The sequence below is a fragment of the Paenibacillus tundrae genome (assembly GCF_036884255.1).
Taxonomy (GTDB): Bacteria; Bacillota; Bacilli; order Paenibacillales; family Paenibacillaceae; genus Paenibacillus.
Genome location: NZ_CP145605.1, coordinates 4,479,610 through 4,505,637 on the forward strand (window position 1 = coordinate 4,479,610; position 26,028 = coordinate 4,505,637).

The following is a 26,028-nucleotide window of genomic DNA, read 5'->3' on the forward strand; positions in this document are numbered from 1 at the left end:
TTTATCTTCATGAATTATGACAGAAAGACAACCCCCTGTCAACACCTCACCATAACAGGCGAAATTCCTCTGCTGTGATTCTCTTAGAATCAGCATTAGGGCTGAAAAACATCCATGCACACTACATTTCATTCGTTATTCATAATTATACAATAAATCTGTATATTTATCCATAGGTAATTATTCAAGGCTGTACACCAAAATAACCCTTTTCCCACATTGATAATGCGGAAAAGGGTTATAAAAGGTTTCGTGAATGTATTTAATGGAACAGTACGATAAGATATTTTTTCATGAATAGGCACATCATTATTTGTTATCCCGATAGGATAATCGACGGATTAATTCCAACTCTGCGACTCAACAACAGCCTTCTTCCCTAATTGCTCGTAAGATTGTTTAATGGTCGTGAGTGTCTCCATATGACGATATATATTATTGCCTGCTGTTATGAGTATACTTACGATCAATAAACCAACCAGAACTTTTTTTCCCGTTCCCTGACGTAAACCAATAACAAATCCTCCGCCTAATAGGAAGAAAGCAAACAAATAATGCCCAGCATACAGATACATGTCATATTGGAATACGGCGAGTCCAAAGCCAACGACAATATGAAGCAAAAATGCAAAAATAATATAAGGAAGCAGTGTCCAAACTTCACGTTCCCGAATACCTTTGATTGCTCCGGTTAGAGCAAGAAGCAAGATGAACACTCCTGTAATTTGCACATATATTGGATTGGATCGTGTGAGATCTGTGACAAACGCAACCATGCTCGGGTCAAGCAAAATAACTTTTGGCGTTAAGATCGGATTAATGGTTAATAAATTCAGTGCTTTCCAGTGAACGGCGAACTGAAAAGGTGTTGCATAACTCGTTCCTCCGTTTTGAATACCCAGCAGCCAATTGGTTACCCAGCTTCGTCCACCGAGGGATACATATTGAATAACGGTAAATATTACAATCAAGGCACCTGCCAATAACATAATCCCGATAAATTTTGTCCATCCAGCCTTACTTCTCCACGTCCGCATATTGCCAAACAATGCAGCAGCAAATGGAACAATATTGGTTGATGTTAACCCAAAATTCACAGTGGCCAGAACAGCATGAGGTACAACACGAACTTCATTCTGTTCGCGAGAATATTGCAGATATATCACAGATAACAAGATAACAAATTGAACATATGGGTAGGAATCAGGAATCAGAGCCGTGAACATCAGATATGAACTGAAGCCAAATAAAAGCGCAAAAAGTAACGGTATCGTGATCGTTCTGTCCTTCTTACTTAGAAAAACAAATACCAATACAACAGAAGCAGCGTTTATAAAGGATTGCAGGACGAGAAAGAATCCATTGCCACCTAACAACTGCGCCCCAGCGCCCAGAGCAAGAGCCATAAACGAAATTAGCGGATGAATGATGGATGAGCTATTGGTTCCGTAATACATCGATGGATCGAAATTGAATAAATTAAGCGGAAAAAGATGTGTACTAAATGGCGAGTAGACTGCCAAGCGATCTGCATTTTCCGAGATATAACTTACGTATGCCAGATTCATGACACCATAAAAAAGGGCAAAACCAACGAACAAGTACAGTGCTGCCCAATTTGTTTTGCGATTATAAAATATGTATTCTGAAAATTTCATGCACTCACATCCAATTTCTTTGATTACAAAACATGTTATGAACTTCAGACCAAGCTGTATTTAGAATAGCCTCGCCCGGACTACAGTACGAGAAAACATAACCCGCCCATGATGCAAATGACACCTAACCAGCGCAGTGTGCCGACATTTTCCTTAAATGCAAATCGAGCGATAAACAGCGTCCACACATAAGTGAGGGCATTGGCAGGTAATACCACCGTCAGTGGCAGAAACTTCAATAATAAAATATTCAGCAGTGCTCCTGTACCATAGAAGCCGAGTCCCATCAATACATGTATTCGTCTGCGGCTGGTTGCATAGGCTTTCAATCCTGCCCCCCCCATCGCCCCGCATAACGTCATCACAATGAGCACAACAATCATCCAGCTATCGATCAACACTAGTCAATGTCACCCCAATTCCGAGCAATACAACGGCTGCCAGCTTTTGGACGGTAATCTCCTCACCGAGTAGGAAATATCCATAGATCAGAGCAAAAATGTAACTGGCACACATCAAGGGATAAGCAACTGACAACTTTTCCAACGCGAAGGCTTTGATCATCAAAATTGCACCCAGTCCGTAACATACGAAGCCGGCACCCAAGAAAAACCAGTCCGTCAGTCCCCATTTCCAGAACAGTTGACCTGTCGCTGTAAGAAAAGCAGAGATAAGCATTAGCAGCTTTCCCGTATGGCGAATTCTTACTTCCCCCACGATAACGCCTCCGTCTCCGGCACATGTCTGTTGATAAAATACCGCTGTGCCACGAGCTGCATCACCGGCATATCAGACAAGGAATCTGAGTAAGCGCAGGACTGATCGTAGTCAATCACCATGCCCTTCTGATCGAGATATGCTTGTATACGTCGCACCTTCTCCTCACCTTTGCAATTCAAACCTTCAACGGTACAGGTATATCCTTGATCATGGCGTACAAGTTCTGTTCCAATTACGTGATCGACCCAAGGGAAGTTCTCAAAATATTTCATGTACGCATGTGGAGATGCTGTAACGAGCAAAACATGATAACCCGCTTCCTTGCGATGTTGCATCTCCACACTGGCTTCAGCAAAGATAGCTTTCCGCAATCTGGAGTCAAAAAAATGACTTAGATCTTCTTCCGTCATGCGTTCAATCCCTTTAAAATACGAGCGTTTGACTCGTTCAACACTCATAAGTCCTGCCTTAAACATCAGTGTGTGTAGAGCAATCACAGGTAATCTCCACGATTGTCCTGGATAACGTCGAACACCATAATGCACGAATTGAAACATGGAATCGGTACGTATAATCGTTTTATCAATATCAAATATCGCAATTTTTGTACTTCTCACTTTGATCCCCCTTACGCTCCAGAAATCACAAACACCTTATTCAAAAATAGCAAAAATGCAGATTACACTAATCACATACAGAATTACGGTAATGAGTATAGGCTTGTCCTCAAATAATACCCGATCAGGCGAACCACCCTGGTTCTTCATATGAATCAAATACAAGTAACGGAACATACCATAAATGACTAAAGGAATCGTCCACATAAGGTGTATCGTTCGATCCGACGTAAATGTAAATAACGAGTAACTAATAATCGTTGCTGTTGTAACAATGGTATTAAACTGATCCAATAAGGTAATCGAATAGTTATCAAGAACCTTACGATGAGAGCCTGTATTGCCTTCAAGCAAAGTAAGTTCGTTTCTCCGTTTTCCAATGGCCAGAAAAAGTGAAAGTAACAGCGTACAGATTAAAAACCAAGGAGTAAAAGGAACATGAATTAACACTCCACCTGCAATTGCCCGTAACACAAAGCCAGCTGCAATGGTCATCATATCCAATATCACAAGATGTTTCAGCACAAATGAATAAGATACATTCAGTATAAAGTACACGATACACAATACGCCGAATATCGGGTTGACCACAAATGCTGTTCCTACAGATCCAATCAACAGCAAAGCACCAAATAGAAGGGCATGCGTCGGGTTAACCTGTCCTGAGGCAAGTGGGCGGAATTTCTTCACCGGATGTTGCTGATCCCTTTCTCTGTCCACATAATCATTCAGAATATATACGCAGCCTGCAACCAGACTAAATAAAATAAAACCAAGTATCGTCGTTAGAACCGTTTCTGTGCGAATTTCTTCAAAAGAAAACAATAATGCTGCAAATAATAATGCATTTTTGGTCCATTGTTTAGGCCTTAACAATCGCAATAATCCTGATAGAGTGTTCCCAGTTCCTACTGAACTAGTTGACACTGAGTTCGTACGTGAAGATAACAATTTCCATAACTCCCTTCAATAACAACTTCTGTCTATACAAACAACGTAAAGACTTTATCATATGTTGCTTGTATATTTTTGTAAAGGGGAATTTACCCTTAAAATCAAAAAAAAGAGACCGATATCGGTCTCTTCTGTGATCTATCCTATTCAAACAAAAGTTTGTGTTGAACTAAAAGTGTTCATTAGAATTCAAACTGCACATCGCTTAGGCGGCGTTTAATTTCAGCAATAACACGTTTCTCTTCCTCTTCTCCTTGCGCTACAAAGGTAACGGAGAAACGAACAAAATTGCCTGCATCATCCCAAGGTACAGAAGAAATCAATTTTTCGCGGATCAAGAATTGGGAGAAATCTTCCCCAGACTCAAAGCGACGTCCACCAACTACACCTTTCGGAGCTTCAACATAAAGGAAGAATGAACCTTTAGGTTTTTCAGCCTGGAAGCCCAGTTCGTTCAATGCAGCAACAAGCATGTCATGACGACGGGAATATTTCTCTGCAATTTTTTCAGTGATTTCCGGGTGATTCAATCCATAAGCAGCAGCTTTCTGGATCGCGATGAATTGACCGGAATCGTTGTTGTCTTTAATATCACTGAATGCTTTGACTACAAGCGGATTACCCGCTACGAAACCAATTCTCCAACCTGTCATGTTGTAGGACTTAGACAAGGAATGTAGCTCAACCCCAACGTCTTTTGCACCAGGTACAGATAAGAAGCTGAATGGTTTTTTGCCATCATACGTAAGGGCTGCATAAGGAGCGTCATGGACAACCACCACGTTGTATTTCTTCGCCCATTCCACAACCTCGGTGAAGAATTCTACCGTTGCACTTGCACCCGTTGGGTTATTTGGGTAATTCAGATAAAGCAATTTCGCACGTTTGGCGATGTCTTCAGGAATCGCTGTCAGATCAGGCAAGAAGTTATTTTCTTTCGTCAACTGAATGTTGAACACTTCTCCACCAAGATATTTCGTGTGCGTACCCATTACTGGATATCCTGGCACCGTCATAATCGTTACATCGCCTGGGTTAATGAAGCAAGAAGGCATCATAGCCAGTGCAGGCTTCGAACCGATGGAATGCACGATTTCCGTATCTGCATCAATGCCATCCACGTTAAATACGTTCTTCAGGTAAGCTGCAGCAGCTTCCTTGAATTCTGGAATACCATTGTCCGCATAACCACGGTTCTCCGGTTTGGAAGCTTCTTGTGCCAGCGCAGCTACGATACCTGCATCTGCCATTTCATCAGGCTCGCCAACACCAAGGTCAATCAGCTCTACATCAGGGAAATCCTTTTTGGCTGAAGCTTTAGCGCGTTTAATTTTCTCAAATTTATAAATGTTTGTGTCTTTACCATAGTTGGAGCCGCCAATGCGGTCGGCAAAATTAGTTTGAATGTACGTTTCTTGATATTTATCGATACTCATTACGTGTTCATCTCCTCGTTTGACGCAAATTTCTACACTTTAATATGAAGCATTTGCGCAGGCTTAGCCATGGACAAAGTATCTGAACATTTGTACTTTCGCGAGATGTCAGCGGCTACGTAGTGAGGAGAGCACATCTTCCATATCCTGCGGAATCGGAGCAGAGAACTCCAGATACTCTCCTGTTGTCGGATGAACAAAACCCAAGATCGCAGCATGTAATGCCTGTCCTTGCATTTTGATGCCTTTGTTTCGTCCATACACCGGATCCCCCACAAGCGGATGTCCGATAAATTTCAGATGCACACGAATCTGATGGGTTCGTCCTGTCTCCAGCTTCAGTTCCAACAAGGTATAGTCGTTGATCCGCTCCGTCACGTTAAAATGAGTAACAGCATGTTTGCTGTTCCGCTCCGTTACCGTAAACATTTTACGGTCATTGGTGTCTCGTCCAATGGGTGCATCAATTGTGCCCTGATCATGGCTTAAGTGGCCATGAACAAGCGCGATATACCGTCTATTGACGCTATGATCCTTAAGCTGTGCAGCTAATGAGGCATGCGCCCGATCATTTTTGGCAGCCATGAGTAAACCCGATGTATCCTTATCAATACGATGCACAATGCCTGGACGCAGTTCTCCGTTAATCCCGGACAAGTCTTTGCAATGATGCATCAGCGCATTCACGAGCGTACCCGATGTATGTCCAGGTGCCGGATGCACAACAAGCCCCCGAGGTTTGTTAATGACGATAACGTCACTATCCTCGTATACAACTTCAAGTGGAATATCTTCAGGAATGATCTCTACTGCTTTCGGCTCAGGGATCTGCAGTACAACAAGATCACCTTCTGCTAATTTCGTATTTGCTTTGACTACAGCGCCATTCACAGTAACATTTCCCTCTGATATCCATAGCTGTACTTGAGAACGCGATACATTATCTATAGATTCAGTAATATATTTGTCGATCCGTTCCTTCTTATGGTCAAGAGAAATGATCCATTCCATACGTTCATCGTTCGTGATCTCATCATCAACATTCATGTGCAGTTCCTCAGTTGATGTGTTCTCGTTATTGTGTTCTTCCTTGTGTAAATTACTCATGGTGTTCATTCCTTTCAGTCTGTGCAGCAGCTTTCTCTCGACGTCCCTCAAGCAAGGTTTCGATGATGATCAGTGCTACACCAATACAGATTGCCGAGTCAGCGATATTAAAGATAGGGAACGTATAGGTTCCAAAATTAAGCTGGATAAAATCGACAACCTCTCCGGTTAATGCGCGATCAAGAAAGTTTCCAATTGCTCCACCAAGCACTAAACTAAGCGCTATAGGCAGCAATTTGTGCGGGGTATCCTTTACCTTTTGCAAATACCAGACCAATGCAACAACGACAACCAAAGTAACGACAATAAAGAACCAACGTTGATCCTGTAATATGCCAAAGGCTGCACCCGAGTTGCGATGTGATGTGATGACAAAGAAATTGCCGATCACTGGGATTTCTTCTCTTAGTTCCATCCGAGTTGCAATTAAGAATTTTGTTCCCTGATCCACCAAAAATACGATAAAAGCGAGGATATAATACACCACGTTTGTTTGTCACTCCGATCTTGTCTTTTCCAAACGATACCAGGCTTAATGCCAGACTTGTTCATTGTAGCACAGCTGTTTAGAAATCGTCCACGGGCGCGCTGTGCTGCAGATCGGTTGGTAAAAACGATAACATTTCCCTTCTGTAATCCTGCAAGCATTGGTACATCCTACAGTAGAGTCCACATCCGGCTTATGCACGGAGCAGAAAGGGGGAACATGATGTCACATTTTACAGGCAAACAACTACAATCCCTTCAATCTCAGCTTATTACTGAGAAGCAGGATATTGAGCATAGGCTCAAGCAGAACGAACACTATGGTCTTGGTGATTCAATGCGATTTCAGACAGGTGAATTATCCCCAATCGATAACCATCCCGGTGATCTAGCTACCGAGATGTATGACCGCGAGAAAGATATTTCCTTACTGGAGCACGATGAGTTCCAATTGGAGCGAATTGATTCTGCTCTTCATGCCATTCAAGAGGGACATTACGGCATATGTGCTGTCTGTGAGCAACCCATTGATTATGAGCGCATGCAGGCAGTTCCTTACACCAAATACTGCAAAAAACATCAACCCGAGACCGTTGTTTCTGAGAATCGACCGGTGGAGGAGGAATTTCTTGCTCCTGCATTTGGCCGAACCAGCTTGGATGAACGAGATGATCAAAATGGCTTCGATGGCGAAGATGCATGGCAGATCGTTGAAAGCTGGGGAAGCTCTAATTCACCGGCGATGGCTGAAGGCCGAGATATTGATAGTTATGACGTCATGGCAATCGAGGCCACGGATGAGATTGAAGGTTGTGTTGAAGCCTACGAGAGCTTTGTTGCAACCGACATCTATGGTCATGACGTGTCCATCGTCCGCAATCGGCAATATCGACAGTATCTAGAAAACCGAGAAGGTGATAACCTTCTCGAGCCTGATTCATCTTCAGACGATCTTTACTGACCCTCTACCGTCTTTTCAAAGATCAAAGGGTGCTCAGTTCAGTTCGAGCTGGCGTTGTACGATTCTGACGATATCCGCAATGTAATCACCTACAATAGGTAGATTAAGTGCTCCCAGTACCTGTAACACATAAATGATGGTTGCTGCAAAAAAGGTAAAGCCAATGGCAATTCCTACACCCCGGGCAGTTCCAGATAACAGGTTAAGTCCGATTAATTTCCACGGTCGGTTCAACAGCTCTGTATATTGAGCAATACGTGACCGTTCGAGCTCATTGGCAATTCGATTAGTTAACGTATGAAGCTCTCCGATCTTATCATCTGCTTCGTTCGTTGCTGACAAGGGTGAGGCACCTTGTTTCTCGTTATCGTTCATGTTTCGCTCAGTCCTTTAGAATAGAGTGACTGCACAATAGCAATCATTGCCCATTTGCCGAAAAACCAAACGAGCCAAGATACAGGGATTTTCATCCTTGCATCTAAGGCTCGTTTGATATTTACGCTATATTCTGTCCCATTTAAAATGGAGCTACTCCATCGTAACTGAGATCACGGCTCATTCAACCTGTACGCAAGCTTCAGATAAAGACATTACGCCTCGATATAAACACCGAACGTTTTGCCACCAGCTTCGATCTGTACCATGTTATCCACTTTAGCAAATGTAACTTCAGTTACGAGGACATTCTCACGCAGTACATCATCAAACGCCTGAATGGCTGCTTGAAGCTCTGCATCTACGTCCAGTGTCAAACGGACTCTTTTCTCAATTGGTAGATCCAGCTTCTTCCGAGTATCCTGAACAGCACGAACGACTTCACGAACCCAGCCCTCTTGTTCCAGCTCTGTTGTGATTTCCGTATTGAGCGCTACCGTCAAACCATAACCTGACGCAGAAGCAAAACCTGATTTGGCATGCTTATCTACCAGCAGTTCCTCTTGGGTCACTTGCAGTTCTTCTCCTTCTGGAGAAACCACATTCAGTACACCTTCTGTAACAACTTTGCGAGTTTCGTCAGCGGACATGCCTTTGAAGAAATTCTGCAGGAATCCAACATTTTTACCATACTTCTTCCCTGCAACTTTCAAGTTCAATTTCAAAGAGAAATCAACGAATTCCGCATCATCATTCTCGGTACGGATTCCCTTCACATTGATCTCTTCCTTGATGATCTCTTCATAACTATCCAAGTCGAAGCCTTTATCTAGTGATACGATCAACTCGGACAATGGCTGACGTGTCTTGATGCCTGTTTCGTTACGTACGTTACGAGCCAATTCAACGACCCGGCGTGCTGTCTCCATATCCTGCTCCAGCTTCAGATCAATCCAAGCCTCTTGAGCTACCGGATAATCCTCCATATGCACACTTTCACCCGTAGTCAGGTTCAGATAGATATCCTCTGCCAGCATCGGTGTAAATGGAGCCACCAGCTTCGCTGTAGTCACGAGCACTTCAGTAAGTGTACGATAGGCATCCAGTTTATCTTCGGTTAATCCAGCTCCCCAGAAACGGTCACGGGAACGACGGATGTACCAGTTGCTCAGCTCATCCACAAACGCTTCGATCGCTTTGGAAGAATTCAAGTAATCATTCACAGCGAGCGCTTTTTCTACAACCAGGATCAGACTGTTCAGTCTGGATAGAATCCAACGATCCAGCTTGTGTGAAGAGAGCTTGAACGGATGCTCCTGTGGATCAAATCCATCAATCGTGGCATACAACGTTAGGAATGCGTGTGTGTTGACAAGTGTATCCACCATTTTAGATTTAGCTTCACCGACAATCCCTTTGGAGAAACGTTTGCTGTTCCATGGTGCACTGTCAGACAATAAAGCCCAGCGGAATGCATCTGTACCATATTCTTCGATAACTTCCCAAGGGTCGATGACATTACCTTTGGATTTGGACATTTTCTGTCCACTCTCATCCAATACGTGACCTGTTGCCATTACCGCTTTGTAAGGCGCTTTGCCTGTCAGAAGTGTAGAAACCGCAAGCAAACTGTAGAACCAGCCACGAGTTTGGTCGATACCTTCACAGATCATATCTGCTGGGTATTGCTGTTCAAAGGTTTCTTTATTTTCAAACGGATAATGTTGTTGAGCAAACGGCATTGATCCACTGTCAAACCAAACGTCGATGACTTCTGGTGTACGCGTCATCTCGTATTTACCACAAGAGCTCATAACCTTCACATCGTCTACATACGGCTTGTGCAGTTCCAAATTCTCAGGCACATCCCCTACCGCACGTGCACGCAATTCAGCGATGCTATGTGGAGCGAATTGTTCTCCTGTCTCTTCACATACCCAGATGTTGAGCGGAGTTCCCCAATAACGGTCACGGCTGATGTTCCAGTCCACCAGATCTTCCAGGAACTTACCGAAACGGCCTTCACGAACGTGACCTGGATACCATTCTACATCACTGTTGTTTGCGATGAGTTGATCCTTGATCGCTGTCGTTTGGATAAACCAACTGTCCATTGCATAGTACAGAAGTGGTGTATCACAACGCCAGCAGAATGGATAGCTGTGCTCATATTTTTCTTTGCTAAACAAACGCCCATTCTCCGACAGATAACGTACGATATCAATATCACAGTCCTTCACGAAACGTCCGGCAAAGTCCGTAACCTCAGCCACAAACTTACCTTCAAGATCCACCATGTTCACGAAGCTGATTCCATTCTCACGGCATACACGGTAGTCATCCTCACCATGGGCAGGAGCCATGTGTACGATACCCGTACCGCTTGCATCTGTTACGAAGCTTGCTCCAAGGACGATGTTGGCTTTTTCAGCTTGTACGTAGTTAAACGGAGGGCTATACGTTTTACCAACCAAATCAGAACCCTTCAGCGCACCAACTACTTCATATTCCCCTTTGGCGTCCTTCATCACTTTCTCTACAAGATTAGTTGCCATGATATATACTTCGTTATCTTGACGCACACGGGAGTAGTCCATATCTGGATTCACTGCAAGTGCTACGTGAGAAGGAAGTGTCCAAGGCGTTGTTGTCCAAGCAAGGACAAATTCACCACTGTCATCCAGCTTAAACTTCGCTGTAGCACTTAGATCTTTAACATCCTTATACCCTTGTGCAACCTCATGGGAGCTAAGCGTTGTTTGACAAGAAGGACAATACGGACTAACACGGTGACCGCGGTAGAGCAGCCCCTTCTCATGGATTGTCGCCAAGATGTTCCATACACTCTCGATGTAGTTGTTATCCAACGTGATATATGGATGATCCATATCTGTCCAATAACCGATTCCTTCTGTCAGGTCACGCCATTGCTGTTCATATTCAAACACGCTGGCTTTACATTCATTAATGAATTTCTCTACACCGTAATCCTCGATCTCCCATTTATGAGAGATACCCAGCTTCTTCTGTACACCCAATTCAACGGGAAGTCCGTGTGTATCCCAACCTGCTTTACGAACGACACGGTACCCTTTCATGGTGTTATAACGTCCTACAAAGTCCTTGATAACCCGACCTAATACGTGTCCGATATGCGGCTTACCATTAGCTGTTGGTGGTCCTTCGTAAAATACAAAGTTTGGCTTACCTTCACGATTCTCAATTGATTTCTGGAATGTGTTCTCTGTTTTCCATTTGTTTAACATGCGTAGCTCTCTAGCCCGCGCTTTTTCTTTGACATCAACTCGTTGCATGATGATCATCTTCCTTTCAGCTGTTGAATTGTGGACCGTCCACAAAAGCGTTTCAATCCCCCTGAATCCCCCTTACCAAGGGGGACCCCATAGGCGCTCCGCCCTCTGGACACCCGGGATGGGTTTGTCTAGAGAGAGTCTGCGGCGCTGTGGGATGCGGTTTCCGTACGACCCGCCGGCTCTTATGCGGCTCGTTCCCTGCGTGAACGCCGCAGAGCCTCACTGCGAGAGTTCGGTTGCCGTCCGCTTCGCCCGGACGGCGGTTGGCTCTCTCCTTGAGCTCCCTGCGGGGCTCATGGACGTTCGCCTTAGCGAACCCTTGTGCCGTCCGCTTCGCTCGGACGGCGAGTGGCTCTCTCCTTGAGCTCCCTGCGGGGCTCATGGGCGTTCGCCTTAGCGAACCCCTGGACCGTCCGCTTCGCTCGGACGGCGAGTGGCTCTCTCCTTGAGCTCCCTGCGGGGCTCATGGACGTTCGCCTCAGCGAACCCCTGGGCCGTCCGCTTCGCCCGGACGGCGAATGGCTCTCTCCTTGAGCTCCCTGCGGGGCTCATGGACGTTCGCCCTTTTTTAGACACAAAAAAACCTCATCCCTGGAAAGGGACGAGGTTGTGCTCGCGTTACCACCCTAATTCTGTTCATCACAAACCACATCCAATACAATTGGGTATGCTCTGTCATCAACAGCGCTTATGCCCCGCTAACTTCAGCAGGGTGCCGATATAACGTTCGGCTCACGGTTTCGCTTACGCACGGCACAGTATCACCGCTTCAGCGTCACTTCTCCGGGGAGATATTCGGCTATAACTCATCCATTGGCTTGCACCGATATGCCAACTCTCTGAGGGATGAGATCATAACGTACTGAACCCGTCATGGAATCACTATTCATTATGAATATAGTTATAGCCTCTTTGCAGACAAAAGTCAACCAGGCACGTGGACTAATAAATTTCCTTCATTCCCCGCTCCCGATCACGGACTTCCTGCTCCCGGCTCTCCAGCGCTTCCCAACCATCTTGAGACAACAATTCAAGCTGTGCTTCAACAAGTGTACGGAAACGAGCACGATAGATGGAAGCTTGCTTCTTGAGCTCTTCCACTTCTAGAGCAATTTTACGCGATTTAGCCAAAGATTCGTTGACGATGCGGTCCGCATTTTTCTCTGCTTCCTTCACGATCAACTGTGCTTCCTTCTTCGCGTTATTCTTCACATCATCGGCAGCTTCCTGCGCGATAATGATCGTTTTGCTGAGCGTTTCCTCAATGGTTGCAAAATGATCCAGTTTCTCCTGAACGGACAGCAACTGATTGCTCAGTTCTTTGTTTTCGCGAATGACGCCTTCATAATCTTTGATGACTTGATCCAGGAACTCATTGACTTCATCCTCGTCATACCCACGCAAGCGTCGGGAAAATTCCTTGTTATGTATGTCCAGCGGCGTTAATGGCATGCTGTCCACCTCCTGTAAAAGTTCCTTCCCTTGAGAAGGGTTTGCAGCATATGGGTTCAACCCAAAAATCCGTATGCAGAATCGCGTAGAGATCTATACGAGTAAACGGCTAGACCACCTTGTGATCTGTATCGGTTAGGATAACCCTTTGCACTCCAATGTATATCGGAAACATCGAATGTTTTTTACACCTTTATTTTAAACATTTCGACAAGAAAGCTTGTTTTCCTGCAACACATCTAGGCAAATTTGCCGATTTTTACGCGACAGCGTCCTTTTTTGGTCATACCATCCTGCTCCAGCACCTTGAAACGGCCAAAACCTTGAATCGAGACCACATCGCCAGCCTTCAATGATTTGGAAGGATCCTCTTCCACCTTCCAGTTCACACGGCAACGCCCTGCCTTAATAGGCACCAGGACTTTACTGCGACTTAAACGGTAAACATCTGCACAGATTCCATCCAGACGCAACGAAGCGACCGTGATGTCCATGGTGTCCAGTTTGCTCTCTGACCATTTCATCTGATCAATCGGCAACAATTCTGTGAAGACATGTACACGGTGCACCTGATTCAATTGAAGCGATAAAAAAGCGCCGGTCTCCGCAGCCACTACAGTGTGGCATCCGTCATCCAGCACTTGGATATCTCCAATCTTACCCCGCTTCATCCCAAGCCCGAGCAGGGCACCCATATAGTCCCCATGCTCCAGCTCACTAATCTTCTGGTCATCCGACGTAATACTCATCACCTGCATACCCATGTCCTCATCATCCAGATAACGATAGTCAGGTGCAATCAACGCGCGTTTACGTTCAGCCGCTTCATAACCACCGTCCAAACGAATCTGTACATCATCACGGCGATTCACAAGTGTTTGCAAAATAAAAACCTGTCTTGGATCAAGAAAATCAGTAAGCTTCATATCATGATACTTACCTGCACGTTCTATCCAATCGGAGGCTTTATCCACAAAGTCTCGCTCGTCATGACTAAAATGCTCGTAAATTTCACCACTCATCTATGCTCACCCTGCCTAGATTAAATAGCCCAAAATTGTGAATAGCCCCATACGAACTAACGTCAGCGTAAAGAGAGCTACGATTGGAGAGATATCCAATGTCCCGAATAGAGGAGGTATAAACCTTCTAAACGGACTTAAGTATGGCTCTACAAATTTACCCAACATCTCACCGATGAAACTTTCTCTGGCGTTAGGTAGCCATGACATCAAGATATACGCAATAATCATCCAATAATAAATGTTAAACAGTGTATCCAACAAACTAAAAATCATCGGACTCAAAAACGGCTCACCTCATTCTGTTATAATCTTGCTCGCTTTCAGCCAGTATTTCCGAAATTGCTCCTTGAATTTCAACTGTATCTGGCGTACAAAGAAAAATGTTGCCGCCAATTTTAGAAATTCCGCCGCCCAGGGCATATACTGTACCACTCAAAAAATCGATCACGCGTAATGCCTGATCCTGACGCACTCGCTGTAAGTTAACAACAACCGTGCGATGGGAACGAAGATGATCGGCGATCTCTTGAGCTTCGTCATATGAACGCGGTTCATAAAGGACAACTTTAACATTTTTCTGGGAATGAATGCTCACGACATTATTACCCCTTTGGTTTCTACGTTTATCCAGACTGGAGGTTTCATTTTCTTGATGTTCTGCCTCAGTTTCCTCTTGCGCTGCCAAACGTTCACGCTCCACAATCTCTTCTTCTTCCTGGAGCCCTAGGAAATTCATGAATTTATTCATTACGCCCATCGTGAACCCTCCTCTTTTCCTACAAGAATTGAACCCAGCCGAACCCATGTTGCCCCTTCTTCAATGGCCACTTCAAAATCATTAGACATGCCCATAGAGAGCTGGGTGATTGGTTCTGAGGTCAAGGCTTGTCCATTTAAGTCGTCTCTAAGCTCACGAAGTCCACGGAATACAGGACGAGTAAGCTCAGGGTTTTCCTCATGAGGCGCCATCGTCATTAGCCCGACAACTTTTAGGTTGCTAAATGAACTGATTTCACACAAAAATGGTTTAGCCTGTTCGGGCTGTAATCCATACTTGCTCTCTTCACCCGAAATGTTAACTTGTAGAAACGTCTCCACCTGGATACCCAGTGCAGCCGCCTTTTTATCTAGCTCTTTCGCTAGGGATAAACGATCCAGGGAGTGTATGTAGCGGAATTTACCAATAACGTCCTTCACTTTGTTCGTCTGCAGGTGTCCAATAAAATGCCATGTGCCTTGTTGGCCAAAAGCTTCCCATTTTGCCTGCGCATCCTGCCAGCGGTTTTCTCCAATATGCTCAAGACCATGTTGCAGCACTGCTCCCGTCGTTTCAAGCGAGACGTATTTGGTAACTGCAATGACGTTCACTTCCTCACGTACACGGTTACTGCGCTGACACGCGTCTTCTATCTTCTGATTTACCTGTTGTATACGCTCCCCCAATGACAAAGAGGTCACCTCTCTTCCAGCCCAATCCAACTCGCCATTCTACCGGTTGTTCCATTTTCTTTGCGATAAGAAAAAAACAGCTCCGTATGGCAGCTTGTACACCAACTTGTACATTCGATATGATCCGGCAATATTCCTGCTTTCATCATAATGTGTCGATTACATTCTTTCAAGTTTAACATCGTTTTACCCTGATTGGCAGGCCGATAGATGCGATTAGGAGCAGATCCCTTGTATTCATCATTACCCGTAGCATCGTCTAGCCAAACCCGTACATGCTGCATAACGTTTTCGTCCACTTCATAACAACAGTCTCCAATAGAAGGGCCAATCGCGCAGCGAATGTCTTGCCTCCGGCTTCCATAGGTCTCTTCCATGGTTTCTACCATGGACTTTGCGATTCCAGCAACAGTACCTTTCCACCCCGCATGGGCAAGCCCAACCGCTTGTTGAACAGGATCATAGAAATACAGAGGTACGCAGTCCGCATAGAATGACGTTAATAACACACCGGGTACATTCGTAACCAATCCATCCGTATCCTGAATGGCAGACTGCCGATCTTGCAAACCTCTGCCGCGATCCTCCGCGGTAATTACCGCTACGTGTTTGCCATGCACCTGTTCTCCGCAAGTCCAAGCATCTACCGAGAAGCCGAGTTGCTCTGCCACAAGCTTGCGGTTATGAAGAACATCTTCTGCATGATCCCCCACATGATAGGCACAATTCAGACTGGCATAAGGAGTAATACCAACGCCTCCCTGCCTCGTAGTAAATCCTGCGGTCATCTGGCTAAATTGCCGTCTCCACGGCTCCAGATGTAATAACCTCGGTTCAGTATCCGTTTGTCCTGCCTGCTTTATATCTTGAACTGTATAATTTTGATCTAAAATAAAAGGTTCCATCTTCTCACCTCACAACTTCCAGTTTACCAAATGTAGCGCATTCTGTCTTGACTATATCGTTCGCCGCTGGCTACGCTCTAACCGCTCAATTCGTTCTTCACGTTGTGTACGTCCCTGCTGTTCATCGTACATCCGCGCTTCCCGGTCACGATCATCTAGAACCGTTTCCTTTACCTCATCCATTTTGACCAGAATAACGTCCGATCCGATCTTTACGATATTTCTCCATGGAATGACCAGATCTGTTCCACCCCCAAATAGCCCCATAAAGCGGCTATACCCTGGCACCACAATGGCTTCAATACGCCCCTGCTTCAGGTCCAACTCCAAGTCACTTATCTGACCTAACCGCTTGCCATCGGTAATATTAATAACTTCCTTTGTTTGAAAATCAGAAATCTTCACACCTCTGGATACGGATTCTCCTGTATTTCCCTTCATTCGGCTTCCTCCCGCCTTTGCCCACCATCACTTATAGGGGTTGTTCAAAAAGCCCGCTTTTGATTACAAAGGATGCCCTGAGGCATCTTAACGTCGAATATGGAATTCAACCGAAATGTCCGTTGCTCACGTAGTTTTTCCTACGCTCCGCTACTCCATTTCTACCTTCATCCCATCTTCTCGGTACTGAAAACCACCCTTTTTGAACACGCACTTATATATAATTATATGTGCTAGCTGCGAAAAATGTCCTATTTCTCGGCTCACAGCAAAAAGGCGATCCTAGGTTTTTTTCCTCTGATCGCCTTCTTAGCTTTACCCCGTATTACGATTTAACATGCTTTTGCATTTGTTGTATGGCCGACTTCTCCAGACGCGATACCTGTGCTTGAGAAATACCGATCTCATCTGCTACTTCCATTTGCGTTTTCCCTTCAAAAAAACGCATGGACAAAATCATTTTTTCACGTTGTCCAAGACGATGCATCGCTTCTCGAAGTGCAATCTCTTCAATCCATGATACATCCTTGTTTTTATCGTCACTGATCTGATCCATCACATAGATCGGATCACCACCATCATGATAAATGGGTTCAAAGAGTGAAACTGGGTCTTGGATGGCATCTAGTGCAAACACGACATCTTCCTTAGGCACATTGAGTGCTTCGGAGATTTCGAATATCGTCGGTTCACGGGAATTTTTATTCGTCAGGCTGTCACGAACCTGAAGTGCTTTATAAGCAATGTCCCGCAAGGAGCGAGATACCCGAATCGGGTTATTGTCGCGCAAGTATCTACGGATTTCCCCAATAATCATCGGAACCGCATACGTTGAAAATTTAACATTTTGGGATAAGTCAAAATTATCAATGGCTTTCATCAGGCCAATACATCCAACCTGGAACAGATCATCGACAAACTCCCCTCGATTGTTAAAGCGCTGAATGACGCTAAGTACTAGACGCAGGTTGCCATTCACTAATTTTTCTCTTGCTGAGCGATCGTGATGTTGCTGGAGAGAGTGAAATAACTCCCTCATTTCAGTGTTGGTGAGAACAGGCAATTTTGCGGTGTCCACGCCACAAATCTCGACTTTGTTTCGGGTCATCGTGATTTACCTCCCAAGGAGAAACATTAATGTACATTATCTCCGGGGCAGGCTTTTTTATTCGTCCTTGGCAACCTTGCCATTAATACCCAACTTTGCATTTCACTCCGTTTAGACCATTTTATTAAACTCTTTGCGGAGTCTTTTAATGATTCTTTTTTCGAGACGAGAGATATAGGATTGCGAGATTCCGAGTAAATCGGCAACATCTTTTTGCGTCTTTTCTTCCCCATCGGTCAACCCAAAACGAAGCTCCATAATCATTCGTTCACGATCCGTTAATTTTTCCAATGCTTTGTGCAGCAGCTTACGATCTACTTGTTCTTCAATATTTCGATAGATTGTATCATTCTCTGTACCGAGTACATCGGATAATAATAGTTCATTTCCATCCCAATCGATGTTGAGTGGTTCGTCAAAAGAAACCTCTGTACGAATTTTACTATTGCGACGTAAGTACATTAAAATTTCATTTTCAATACAACGTGATGCGTAGGTTGCCAGTTTAATTTTCTTTTCTGGATCAAATGTGTTCACCGCTTTAATAAGTCCAATGGCTCCGATGGAGACCAAGTCTTCAATGTTAATGCCCGTATTTTCGAATTTGCGTGCAATGTAAACAACCAATCGCAGATTGCGTTCAATCAGCATCGCTCGAATTGCAGCGTCTCCTGAGGATAACTTTTGAAGTAAGAATTCCTCTTCTTCACGGGTTAATGGAGGTGGTAGCGCTTCACTCCCACCGATATAATAAATCTCTTCACTCTTCAGACCGAACAAAAACAACACACGATAGTATTGCAACTGAGCTACCAATTTCCATTTTACAAGCATGTTCGTCCCTCCTATACCACATTCAGCGGCTTTTCTGTTGCTCCCACAGTGAGAGCCGTAGACTGTGTGCTAACAGCTTCTGACACGAGTTCAGGATGAATCACAGCACGATATTTGCCCTCTGAAGACAATACGCCGCCATCCAGACCTACCAATACCTTCGTTGTTTCATAGCATATTTCACCCAGACTCACTCGAACGAGATCAGGTCTTATCGCGAGCATAAAGGCAGTTCCTTTGTTAATCCCGCGAAATGGGACAAGCCTTAAACGATCTTGCCAACGAAACTGCTCTTGATCCAGTTCCATAATAAGGTTGTCCGGTGTCTCATCCTTCAACCTACCTTTCCAAGCCTCAGGCAACAGGTCTTGCCACAACGAGACTTCCATTACCATGACCGGTAAGCGGGAAAGAGGATCAGTCAGCTGATTACCGGTATCCACAAGGCCTGTACAAGTAACGCTCACCTCGTCAATTACAACCTCGACTCTGCCTAAATAGGTGGTCATACGATCTGTTTTGCGTTTGGAGTTCTGAACAACTTTGAATAGAAATAAAACTGTAAAGAATACGATAAACGTAAACCAAAACGCAATTTTCAGATCAAAGGACATCCCGCCAGAGGTGGTAAACCAGATTCCGTTAAATATCTCACCTGAATTCTGTAACATATAGTGCATACCTAGAATGCCGCCAGCAGCCACAAAATTAATGACGTAGAAGGTACCCAAGGTTCGTACAAAAGTCTGAAGACCTTTAAAGCCAAATGCGATGCTGAGCATCACCAGTGATAAGCCGAACTTGATCAGAAAGGTGAACATGAACTCAAGCTCTGGCACAAACATCATAACCACATATAGCGCACCCACCACCGCTGACAGTAGCCATCTCCACCACACTAACTTGATGCTGCGCATCCATGCCGTAAGACCAATGAGTGCACCGTCAATACACAAGTTCGTCAAAAAGATAAGATCCACATAAACAACCAACTCTTCACCTGCCTACATCCATATCAGAATTCGATATAATGCACCGCTATACACCTATCAGGATATTCACAAGTATACGCAGCCCCCTCTTCAAAGTCTGTCTAATCATGGAGGGATGGGTCCAACTATTTTTGTCGGATTACGCTTCGGATTGTTCAGAATTTGTTCATTACCGTATGATACAGTTAATTTGATTGCTTTATGGTCTAGCTCAAGCTATGTATACAGGGTGCAAAATAATATAAAAAACCCGGAACTCCATGAAGGAGAACCGGGTTTAGATTACATACTATATATTGCTTAGTCGTTATTAGTATTACGTGAACGATTGCGCAAAAATGTCGGAATGTCCAACTGATCACCGCTTGGCTGGTTGCCGAACGGACGCAGATTAGGCGCACGGTTATCCGTAGGCTCACTAGTTGGAGCAGTTTTGCGAGCAGGTGGCGGCGATACAGGCTTATCTTCAAAGCCAGTAGCAATCACCGTAACCTTGATCTCTTCCTTCAGGTTCTCATCAATGATGGCACCGAAGATCATGTTGACTTCCGGATCGGAGGCAGACGTGACGATTTCTGCTGCTTCGTTAACTTCATATAGCGACAGGTTAATGCCACCTGTGATATTCATGATTACACCACGAGCACCTTCAATAGACGTTTCAAGCAAAGGACTCATGATCGCTTTACGAGCTGCTTCAGCCGCACGATTTTCACCAGTGGATTCACCGATACCCATCAGCGCAGAACCGCGTTCATGCATAATCGTTTTGACGTCAGCAAAGTCAAGGTTGATTAGACCCGGAACAGCGATCAGGTCAGAAATACCTTGTACCGCTTGACGCAATACGTTATCCGCTTGACGGAATGCTTCCAACATTGGTGTCTTTTTGTCTACAATCTCAAGCAAACGATCATTAGGAATAACGATCAGTGTATCTACTTTTTCCTTCAGAGCTTCAATGCCTTGCTCTGCATGGCTAGAACGTTTACGTCCTTCAAAAGTAAACGGGCGTGTTACTACGCCGACTGTAAGTGCACCACATTCTTTAGCGATCTCAGCGATAACTGGAGCCGCACCTGTACCTGTACCACCGCCCATACCGGCTGTAACAAATACCATGTCTGCACCTTTGAGCGTATTCATGATCAGGTCGCGGGACTCTTCCGCTGCCTTTTTACCAACATCGGGGTTAGCACCTGCGCCAAGACCACGTGTCAGTTTGTCACCGATTTGCAATTTATGTTCGGATTTAGCCAGATGCAATGCTTGAGCATCTGTATTTACCGTTATAAATTCCACACCTTGTACACCATTTTCGATCATTCGGTTCACAGCATTGCTTCCGCCGCCGCCTACCCCGATGACCTTTATTTGAGCCAAGCTCTCCATCTCGAAATCAAATTCCAACATATTATTCCATCTCCCCCTCAATGTGCATGGATGGCTCGTCCAATTTTTGATTGAACCGAATCAATTTCATATATCGACGAACGAAAGCGTTTATGTTAGTTTCAGCGCATTCAGACGACTTCAAGAAGTATGAAAAAGATTCAACCTGTTATATAAATTCGCTGAACATATTTTTCAGCCGTTCGAACAAACCCGGTTTTTGCTCCGATTCCGGAGACGTATTCGGCTTAACACGGTTGGTCGGTTTCTTGTTGTTATTGTTATTATTGTTGCTGCCACCGCCGTTGCTGCTCGATGGACGAAGACGCAGACTACGGATTACATTGTGCAGGATACCTACCCCGCTAGTGAAGCCTGGGTCACGTACACCGATATAATCTGGAACAGCTACTCGCACCGATGCAGCAAGCTCATGCTGAGCTACCTGCAGAACACCTGGCATGGAGACGGTTCCTCCCGTTAGTATATAACCTCCAGGAAGCTCCGTGTAACCAAGTCGCTTCACTTCTTGAGAGATCATCTGGAATATTTCCTGAACTCTTGGTTCGATAATGGCCGCCAAATCCTCTTGCGAGAATTCTTTATCCACATTGCTACCGATTCGTGTCACTTTGAACATGACATCCGCAGCAGCATCATCCAGCCAAGCACAGCCATATTTCAGCTTCACCTTTTCAGCTTGATCCGTTAGCGTACGTAAACCATAGGCGATATCATTCGTTACGAACTCTCCACCGATGGGTAACGTTGAAGTTGCCACAAGGCTGTCCTCTTCAAAGACAGCAATCGTTGTAGCACCTGCTCCAACATCAACAAGCACAGATCCCATTGCTTTTTCATCTTTAGATAAAGCCAATTGTCCTGCACCAAGTGACATGAGTACCAAATCACTTACTTTCAGACCCGCTTTCTCTACGCAGCGCAAAAGATTATGTATCGCGGTTTTTGCACCCGTAATGATGGTCGCCTCCACTTCCAGACGAACACCAATCATACCACGGGGATCTTGTATGCCTTCCAAGCCATCAACAACGTACTGCTTGGCGACAACATCAATAATTTCCCGTTCCGGTGGAACCGCAATAACTTCGGCTGCTTTCAACACCCGCTCCATGTCTTCTTCTCCGATTTCACGATCCTCATTAGATACTGCCACGACGCCGTGACTGCTCATCAGCCCGATATGATTTCCCGAGATTCCAACATATACTTCGGATATTTGAATACCTACCATACGCTCAGCATGATCCACAGCATTGCGAATCGACTGCACGGTCTGATCGATATCTACGATTACACCTTTGCGAATTCCTTCCGAGTCGGCAGATCCAACTCCAATAATATTAAAGGTTCCATTATTAATTTCCCCAATAATAGCGCGAATTTTGGATGTACCGATGTCCAAACTAACAATGATGTCATTGTTACTCAAGTCTGTGGCACCTCCTGACTCCAATAGTAAAATACGTTCGGGTTTAAACACTCTTAAAACATATTCAACACACTTTAGGCTTTCCCTCTTTTTTCTACAATTTTTTTGGGTGCCAAGATCTGGTTGCGAGACATAAAACCTTGAAGAAAAAAGAAGGAGGCAACTCTAGTGCCATAAGTTCAAGTGTATCATTTTTTCTTCATCTCAGAAAGAACAACTTTCACAGGTTAGACGTGGGCAAACCCTGACTCCGTAGGGATTTTAAATTCTTTTCAAGCCCAACGATCCGGAATCAGGGACTTGCTCCTGGTTCAACATCATCCTCAGGGTTGTCGGCGATAAAAGGTACATAGGTATCGGCCTCCAACATCGTTATCTTTCCTGGTCGCTCTGTCTCAATAACCTGATTAAGGTATTCCACCTTATCCGGCAACATAGACACCGTTGTAATCACTTCAAACTGCGATTTTGTATAGATCCTAATCTGATCCGGAAATGAGGGCGTCGGATTCGGAATGATCTCCGAGATGTCCGTCGTAAGCTCGTTGGGAATGGTAGCTAAGACTTCACTCAATTTGGCCTTGAGCGGATCGTCTGTCTTCCACTGCGTCAGAATAGGTTTCTCTACAGCAACTCCAATGTTAGGTGGAACAATCAAGCTTGTCCCACTGGCAAGTATCGCTTTAAGCGCTCCGTCCGCGGCAAGTTCATATGCAACCGTAGGGTATTCTTCGACCTTGATATGAATTGTGCCAGGAAATTGCTTGTCCACTGTCACATTGGAAATCGCCTTATCTGTCTTCAGCTGTTCAATGATCTCTGACGAGCTTGTCCCAAAAAATTGTTCGCCCACCTTCAGACTACTCTTCTCCAATAATTCCGAAGTTGACGTGTACACATTACCCGTAATCTCAATCTCCGAAATCCGGCTCATTGAAGAGCGAAAGAACAATACTGCAAGTAACGCAACAAAAAGAAATAACAAAATGAATACAATTTTACGGCTTGTGTTTCGTTTAGGCCGATTCTTTTTGAGAACCGGAATTTGACTTTTTGGCATAGATCGCGCTCCACAAAGCCTTCGGCCCCCTTCCCTTGAAGAAGGGGACTCAAAGGACGTTAATTGGCAAAATCGAGCTGTTTCGAAACGGGAGATTGTCTTTCAACGGAAGCTCCGAGACTCTGGAACAACTTTTCGATACAATCATACCCTCTGTCAATGTGATGAACTTGCTCTACAACCGTCTTGCCTTGTGCTGCTAAACCAGCAATAACCAAAGCTGCACCTGCGCGCAAATCGGTTGCTTCCACTGTGGCTCCATATAAACGGGGAACACCACGTATAAAGGCTGCATTTAGATCCACCGATATGTCGGCTCCCATTACATTCAGCTCATCCACATGTTTAAATCGACCTTCAAACACGGTCTCCTTCATGACACTAAAACCATCCGCTAGACTAAGCAGAACCATAATTTGCGACTGCAGGTCTGTGGGGAACGAAGGATAAGGTGAAGTTACGATTCGATCTACTGATTTTGGACGGCTCATACAGCTCACCGTCATTATATCATTGCATACTGTAATTTGAACACCAGTGCGCTTCAACACATGTATAAGAGAAGTAAGATGTGCCGGATTGCAGTGTGTAAGCGTTACATTCCCTCTCGTAGCTGCGGCTGCGATCATCACCGTTCCAGCCACGATGCGATCAGGAATAATTTCGTATGAGCATGGTACCAGCTTTTCCACACCATTAATCGTAATGGTATCTGTTCCGGCACCTATGATACTTGCACCCATAGCATTCAGAAAGTGCTGCAAATCCTGAATTTCAGGTTCACGTGCTGCATTAAAAATGGTTGTTGTGCCCTTAGCTACCACAGCTGCCATCATAATATTCTCCGTGGCTCCCACACTCGGGAAATCCAGATGAATATCCGTTCCAACCAACGAACGACCACGACAGATGATCTGTTGATCCTGTTCCTCGATTGTGGCTCCGAGCGCTTCCAGGCCCCGGAGGTGAAGATCAATCTTACGTTCTCCAATCGCACAGCCACCAGGCTGATACACGGATACTTGCCCGAATTTAGCGAGCAGTGGTCCCATTAAGAAAATGGAAGAGCGCATCTGTTTCATAAGCTCCTCAGGCACATCATAAGACTGAATGGACGACGTATTAATCGTCACTGTTCCCTGTTCATGCCGACACGTGCATCCAAGCCGTTCCAGGATATACAGCATTACTTCAATGTCCAGCAAGTGTGGTACGTTATGCAGGGTGACTTCCCCATCTGCCAACAAACTTGCGGCCATAATCGGTAAAGCGGCATTTTTTGCTCCATGGATGCGTATGGATCCTGAGAGGGGTTTCCCGCCTTCAATCACCAATTTGTCCAATGTATCACCTCCGGGGTTTACCGCTCACCCACTACGAAGACTTCCGGTACCAGGTCAATACCGTTATGAGATGATATAGTGCTCTGAATATGCTGCATAAGGGTGATGACGTCCTCTGCTGTTGCTTGGCCGGTATTAACAATGAAATTGGCATGCATGGTGGATACCTGTGCGCCTCCCTGTGTCTTACCCTTTAGCCCTGCTGCTTCAATCAAGCGAGCTGCATAATCACCAGGTGGGTTCCGGAAAACACTGCCTGCACAAGCCATCTGCAGTGGCTGTGTACGCCGTCTGCGATCCTTATAGGCCGCCATCGCTTCCGAAATCACCTTGCGCTCGCCTTGCTGAAGAGCAAACGTAGCCTCAAGTACAATGCCTCTCTGATCATGCAGTACAGAGTGGCGGTAGGCAAAATTCATGTCCTCCTTGCTATAACGTACCAATTCCCCTGTCTCCAGCACAATCTCAGCGGATTGAAATATCCGTGACACATCCGATCCATGGGCTCCCGCGTTCATATACACAGCTCCACCGACAGTTCCAGGAATCCCGCTACCAAATTCCAAACCGGTAAATTCTTTTTTGGCAGCCATCACACTCAGCTTAACAAAAGAAAATGCAGCTCCGGCTGTTACGCCATCTTCGTGAAATTCCGCAAAGTCAAAGCCTTCTCCTGGTTTCACGACAACACCGCGTATTCCTTTGTCAGATACTAGCATGTTTGATCCACGTCCCAGTTGCATCCACGGGATCTTATGCTTTTGTAACAACTGAATTAGATTGACCATCTGCTCTTTGTTTTCCGGTATGACTAGCGCATCCGCAGGACCACCGATTTTCCATGTCGTATATTTTGCGAGCGGCTCGTTTTCAAGAACTTTGCCGACATTATTCTGGGATAGTACCGATATCCACTGCTGCATGTTGAAAACCTCCTTTACTTCGA

26 protein-coding genes and 1 other annotated feature are annotated in these 26,028 nt (G+C 45.1%); of the genes, 1 reads left to right on the forward strand and 25 read right to left on the reverse strand.

The features are described from left to right. Positions 1 to 341: 341 nt before the first annotated feature. From V6W81_RS20125 to lspA, 8 genes are all read right to left on the reverse strand, one after another. Positions 342 to 1,658 carry a DUF6080 domain-containing protein gene (locus V6W81_RS20125; protein WP_338540170.1) on the reverse strand — a complete coding sequence of 439 codons (1,317 nt, stop codon included), beginning with the start codon at positions 1,656 to 1,658 and terminating at the stop codon, positions 342 to 344. An 80-nt stretch (positions 1,659 to 1,738) separates the two neighbouring features. Further along, positions 1,739 to 2,059: a permease gene (locus V6W81_RS20130; protein ID WP_260985298.1), complete on the reverse strand. Its 321-nt coding sequence runs from the start codon at positions 2,057 to 2,059 to the stop codon at positions 1,739 to 1,741. Further along, positions 2,046 to 2,336 carry an EamA family transporter gene (locus V6W81_RS20135; RefSeq protein ID WP_338544034.1) on the reverse strand — a complete coding sequence of 97 codons (291 nt, stop codon included), beginning with the start codon at positions 2,334 to 2,336 and terminating at the stop codon, positions 2,046 to 2,048. Before V6W81_RS20135 ends, V6W81_RS20130 begins: the two co-directional genes overlap by 14 nt. Positions 2,337 to 2,362: 26 nt before the next feature. After that, entirely contained in the window at positions 2,363 to 2,995 is a 633-nt protein-coding gene (locus tag V6W81_RS20140) for an HAD family hydrolase (protein ID WP_145045571.1), read from the reverse strand. 36 nt (positions 2,996 to 3,031) lie between these two features. Then, positions 3,032 to 3,922 carry a decaprenyl-phosphate phosphoribosyltransferase gene (locus tag V6W81_RS20145; RefSeq protein WP_145045887.1) on the reverse strand — a complete coding sequence of 297 codons (891 nt, stop codon included), beginning with the start codon at positions 3,920 to 3,922 and terminating at the stop codon, positions 3,032 to 3,034. Positions 3,923 to 4,131: 209 nt separating this feature from the next. Beyond that, the gene (locus tag V6W81_RS20150) at positions 4,132 to 5,385 is read right to left on the reverse strand and encodes an LL-diaminopimelate aminotransferase (RefSeq protein ID WP_056696180.1); all 1,254 of its coding nucleotides are present in this window, start codon (positions 5,383 to 5,385) and stop codon (positions 4,132 to 4,134) included. Positions 5,386 to 5,493: 108 nt separating this feature from the next. Continuing rightward, positions 5,494 to 6,396 (reverse strand): RluA family pseudouridine synthase, encoded by a 903-nt coding sequence (locus tag V6W81_RS20155; RefSeq protein WP_397349653.1) that lies wholly within the window; start codon positions 6,394 to 6,396, stop codon positions 5,494 to 5,496. An 88-nt stretch (positions 6,397 to 6,484) separates the two neighbouring features. Beyond that, positions 6,485 to 6,979: a signal peptidase II gene (gene lspA / locus V6W81_RS20160; protein WP_056696177.1), complete on the reverse strand. Its 495-nt coding sequence runs from the start codon at positions 6,977 to 6,979 to the stop codon at positions 6,485 to 6,487. Positions 6,980 to 7,201: 222 nt separating this feature from the next. On the opposite strand from lspA, the gene V6W81_RS20165 reads away from it, so the two are divergent. Further along, positions 7,202 to 7,939, forward strand: coding sequence for a TraR/DksA C4-type zinc finger protein (locus V6W81_RS20165; protein ID WP_145045575.1), 738 nt, complete (start codon positions 7,202 to 7,204; stop codon positions 7,937 to 7,939). Positions 7,940 to 7,972: 33 nt separating this feature from the next. On the opposite strand, the gene V6W81_RS20170 is transcribed toward V6W81_RS20165, so the two are convergent. The 17 genes from V6W81_RS20170 to murB form a co-directional block, all read right to left on the reverse strand. Next, positions 7,973 to 8,314, reverse strand: a complete 342-nt coding sequence (locus tag V6W81_RS20170; RefSeq protein WP_145045577.1) for a DUF5665 domain-containing protein — start codon at positions 8,312 to 8,314, stop codon at positions 7,973 to 7,975. Positions 8,315 to 8,529: 215 nt separating this feature from the next. After that, positions 8,530 to 11,628: an isoleucine--tRNA ligase gene (gene ileS, locus V6W81_RS20175; RefSeq protein ID WP_338540172.1), complete on the reverse strand. Its 3,099-nt coding sequence runs from the start codon at positions 11,626 to 11,628 to the stop codon at positions 8,530 to 8,532. 594 nt (positions 11,629 to 12,222) lie between these two features. Continuing rightward, positions 12,223 to 12,512 (reverse strand) — a binding site (T-box leader). A 58-nt stretch (positions 12,513 to 12,570) separates the two neighbouring features. Then, the gene (locus V6W81_RS20180; RefSeq protein WP_338540173.1) at positions 12,571 to 13,080 is read right to left on the reverse strand and encodes a DivIVA domain-containing protein; all 510 of its coding nucleotides are present in this window, start codon (positions 13,078 to 13,080) and stop codon (positions 12,571 to 12,573) included. 239 nt (positions 13,081 to 13,319) lie between these two features. Continuing rightward, the gene (locus V6W81_RS20185) at positions 13,320 to 14,102 is read right to left on the reverse strand and encodes an RNA-binding protein (RefSeq protein ID WP_145045581.1); all 783 of its coding nucleotides are present in this window, start codon (positions 14,100 to 14,102) and stop codon (positions 13,320 to 13,322) included. A gap of 15 nt (positions 14,103 to 14,117) precedes the next feature. Beyond that, positions 14,118 to 14,378 (reverse strand): YggT family protein, encoded by a 261-nt coding sequence (locus tag V6W81_RS20190; RefSeq protein WP_145045891.1) that lies wholly within the window; start codon positions 14,376 to 14,378, stop codon positions 14,118 to 14,120. Between the two features lie 16 nt (positions 14,379 to 14,394). Beyond that, positions 14,395 to 14,862, reverse strand: a complete 468-nt coding sequence (locus V6W81_RS20195) for a cell division protein SepF (protein WP_145045583.1) — start codon at positions 14,860 to 14,862, stop codon at positions 14,395 to 14,397. Beyond that, positions 14,853 to 15,554 carry a YggS family pyridoxal phosphate-dependent enzyme gene (locus V6W81_RS20200; protein WP_338540174.1) on the reverse strand — a complete coding sequence of 234 codons (702 nt, stop codon included), beginning with the start codon at positions 15,552 to 15,554 and terminating at the stop codon, positions 14,853 to 14,855. Before V6W81_RS20200 ends, V6W81_RS20195 begins: the two co-directional genes overlap by 10 nt. A gap of 5 nt (positions 15,555 to 15,559) precedes the next feature. Continuing rightward, positions 15,560 to 16,459 carry a peptidoglycan editing factor PgeF gene (gene pgeF, locus V6W81_RS20205; RefSeq protein WP_338540175.1) on the reverse strand — a complete coding sequence of 300 codons (900 nt, stop codon included), beginning with the start codon at positions 16,457 to 16,459 and terminating at the stop codon, positions 15,560 to 15,562. A 51-nt stretch (positions 16,460 to 16,510) separates the two neighbouring features. Continuing rightward, the gene (locus V6W81_RS20210) at positions 16,511 to 16,900 is read right to left on the reverse strand and encodes a YlmC/YmxH family sporulation protein (protein WP_056696162.1); all 390 of its coding nucleotides are present in this window, start codon (positions 16,898 to 16,900) and stop codon (positions 16,511 to 16,513) included. A 325-nt stretch (positions 16,901 to 17,225) separates the two neighbouring features. Continuing rightward, positions 17,226 to 18,008: an RNA polymerase sporulation sigma factor SigG gene (gene sigG / locus V6W81_RS20215; protein WP_056696161.1), complete on the reverse strand. Its 783-nt coding sequence runs from the start codon at positions 18,006 to 18,008 to the stop codon at positions 17,226 to 17,228. A 111-nt stretch (positions 18,009 to 18,119) separates the two neighbouring features. Beyond that, positions 18,120 to 18,842, reverse strand: coding sequence for an RNA polymerase sporulation sigma factor SigE (sigE, locus tag V6W81_RS20220; RefSeq protein ID WP_056696160.1), 723 nt, complete (start codon positions 18,840 to 18,842; stop codon positions 18,120 to 18,122). Positions 18,843 to 18,853: 11 nt separating this feature from the next. Further along, positions 18,854 to 19,834 carry a sigma-E processing peptidase SpoIIGA gene (gene spoIIGA / locus V6W81_RS20225; RefSeq protein WP_338540176.1) on the reverse strand — a complete coding sequence of 327 codons (981 nt, stop codon included), beginning with the start codon at positions 19,832 to 19,834 and terminating at the stop codon, positions 18,854 to 18,856. A 300-nt stretch (positions 19,835 to 20,134) separates the two neighbouring features. Further along, on the reverse strand, positions 20,135 to 21,247 hold the full coding sequence (gene ftsZ / locus V6W81_RS20230) for a cell division protein FtsZ (RefSeq protein WP_145045591.1): 1,113 nt from the start codon (positions 21,245 to 21,247) through the stop codon (positions 20,135 to 20,137). Between the two features lie 148 nt (positions 21,248 to 21,395). Further along, on the reverse strand, positions 21,396 to 22,679 hold the full coding sequence (gene ftsA / locus V6W81_RS20235; protein ID WP_145045593.1) for a cell division protein FtsA: 1,284 nt from the start codon (positions 22,677 to 22,679) through the stop codon (positions 21,396 to 21,398). Between the two features lie 292 nt (positions 22,680 to 22,971). After that, positions 22,972 to 23,739 carry a cell division protein FtsQ/DivIB gene (locus V6W81_RS20240; RefSeq protein WP_338540177.1) on the reverse strand — a complete coding sequence of 256 codons (768 nt, stop codon included), beginning with the start codon at positions 23,737 to 23,739 and terminating at the stop codon, positions 22,972 to 22,974. A 59-nt stretch (positions 23,740 to 23,798) separates the two neighbouring features. Next, positions 23,799 to 25,082, reverse strand: a complete 1,284-nt coding sequence (gene murA / locus V6W81_RS20245; protein WP_145045596.1) for a UDP-N-acetylglucosamine 1-carboxyvinyltransferase — start codon at positions 25,080 to 25,082, stop codon at positions 23,799 to 23,801. A gap of 17 nt (positions 25,083 to 25,099) precedes the next feature. Continuing rightward, on the reverse strand, positions 25,100 to 26,005 hold the full coding sequence (gene murB, locus V6W81_RS20250; protein WP_338540178.1) for a UDP-N-acetylmuramate dehydrogenase: 906 nt from the start codon (positions 26,003 to 26,005) through the stop codon (positions 25,100 to 25,102). Between the last annotated feature and the right edge of the window lie 23 nt (positions 26,006 to 26,028).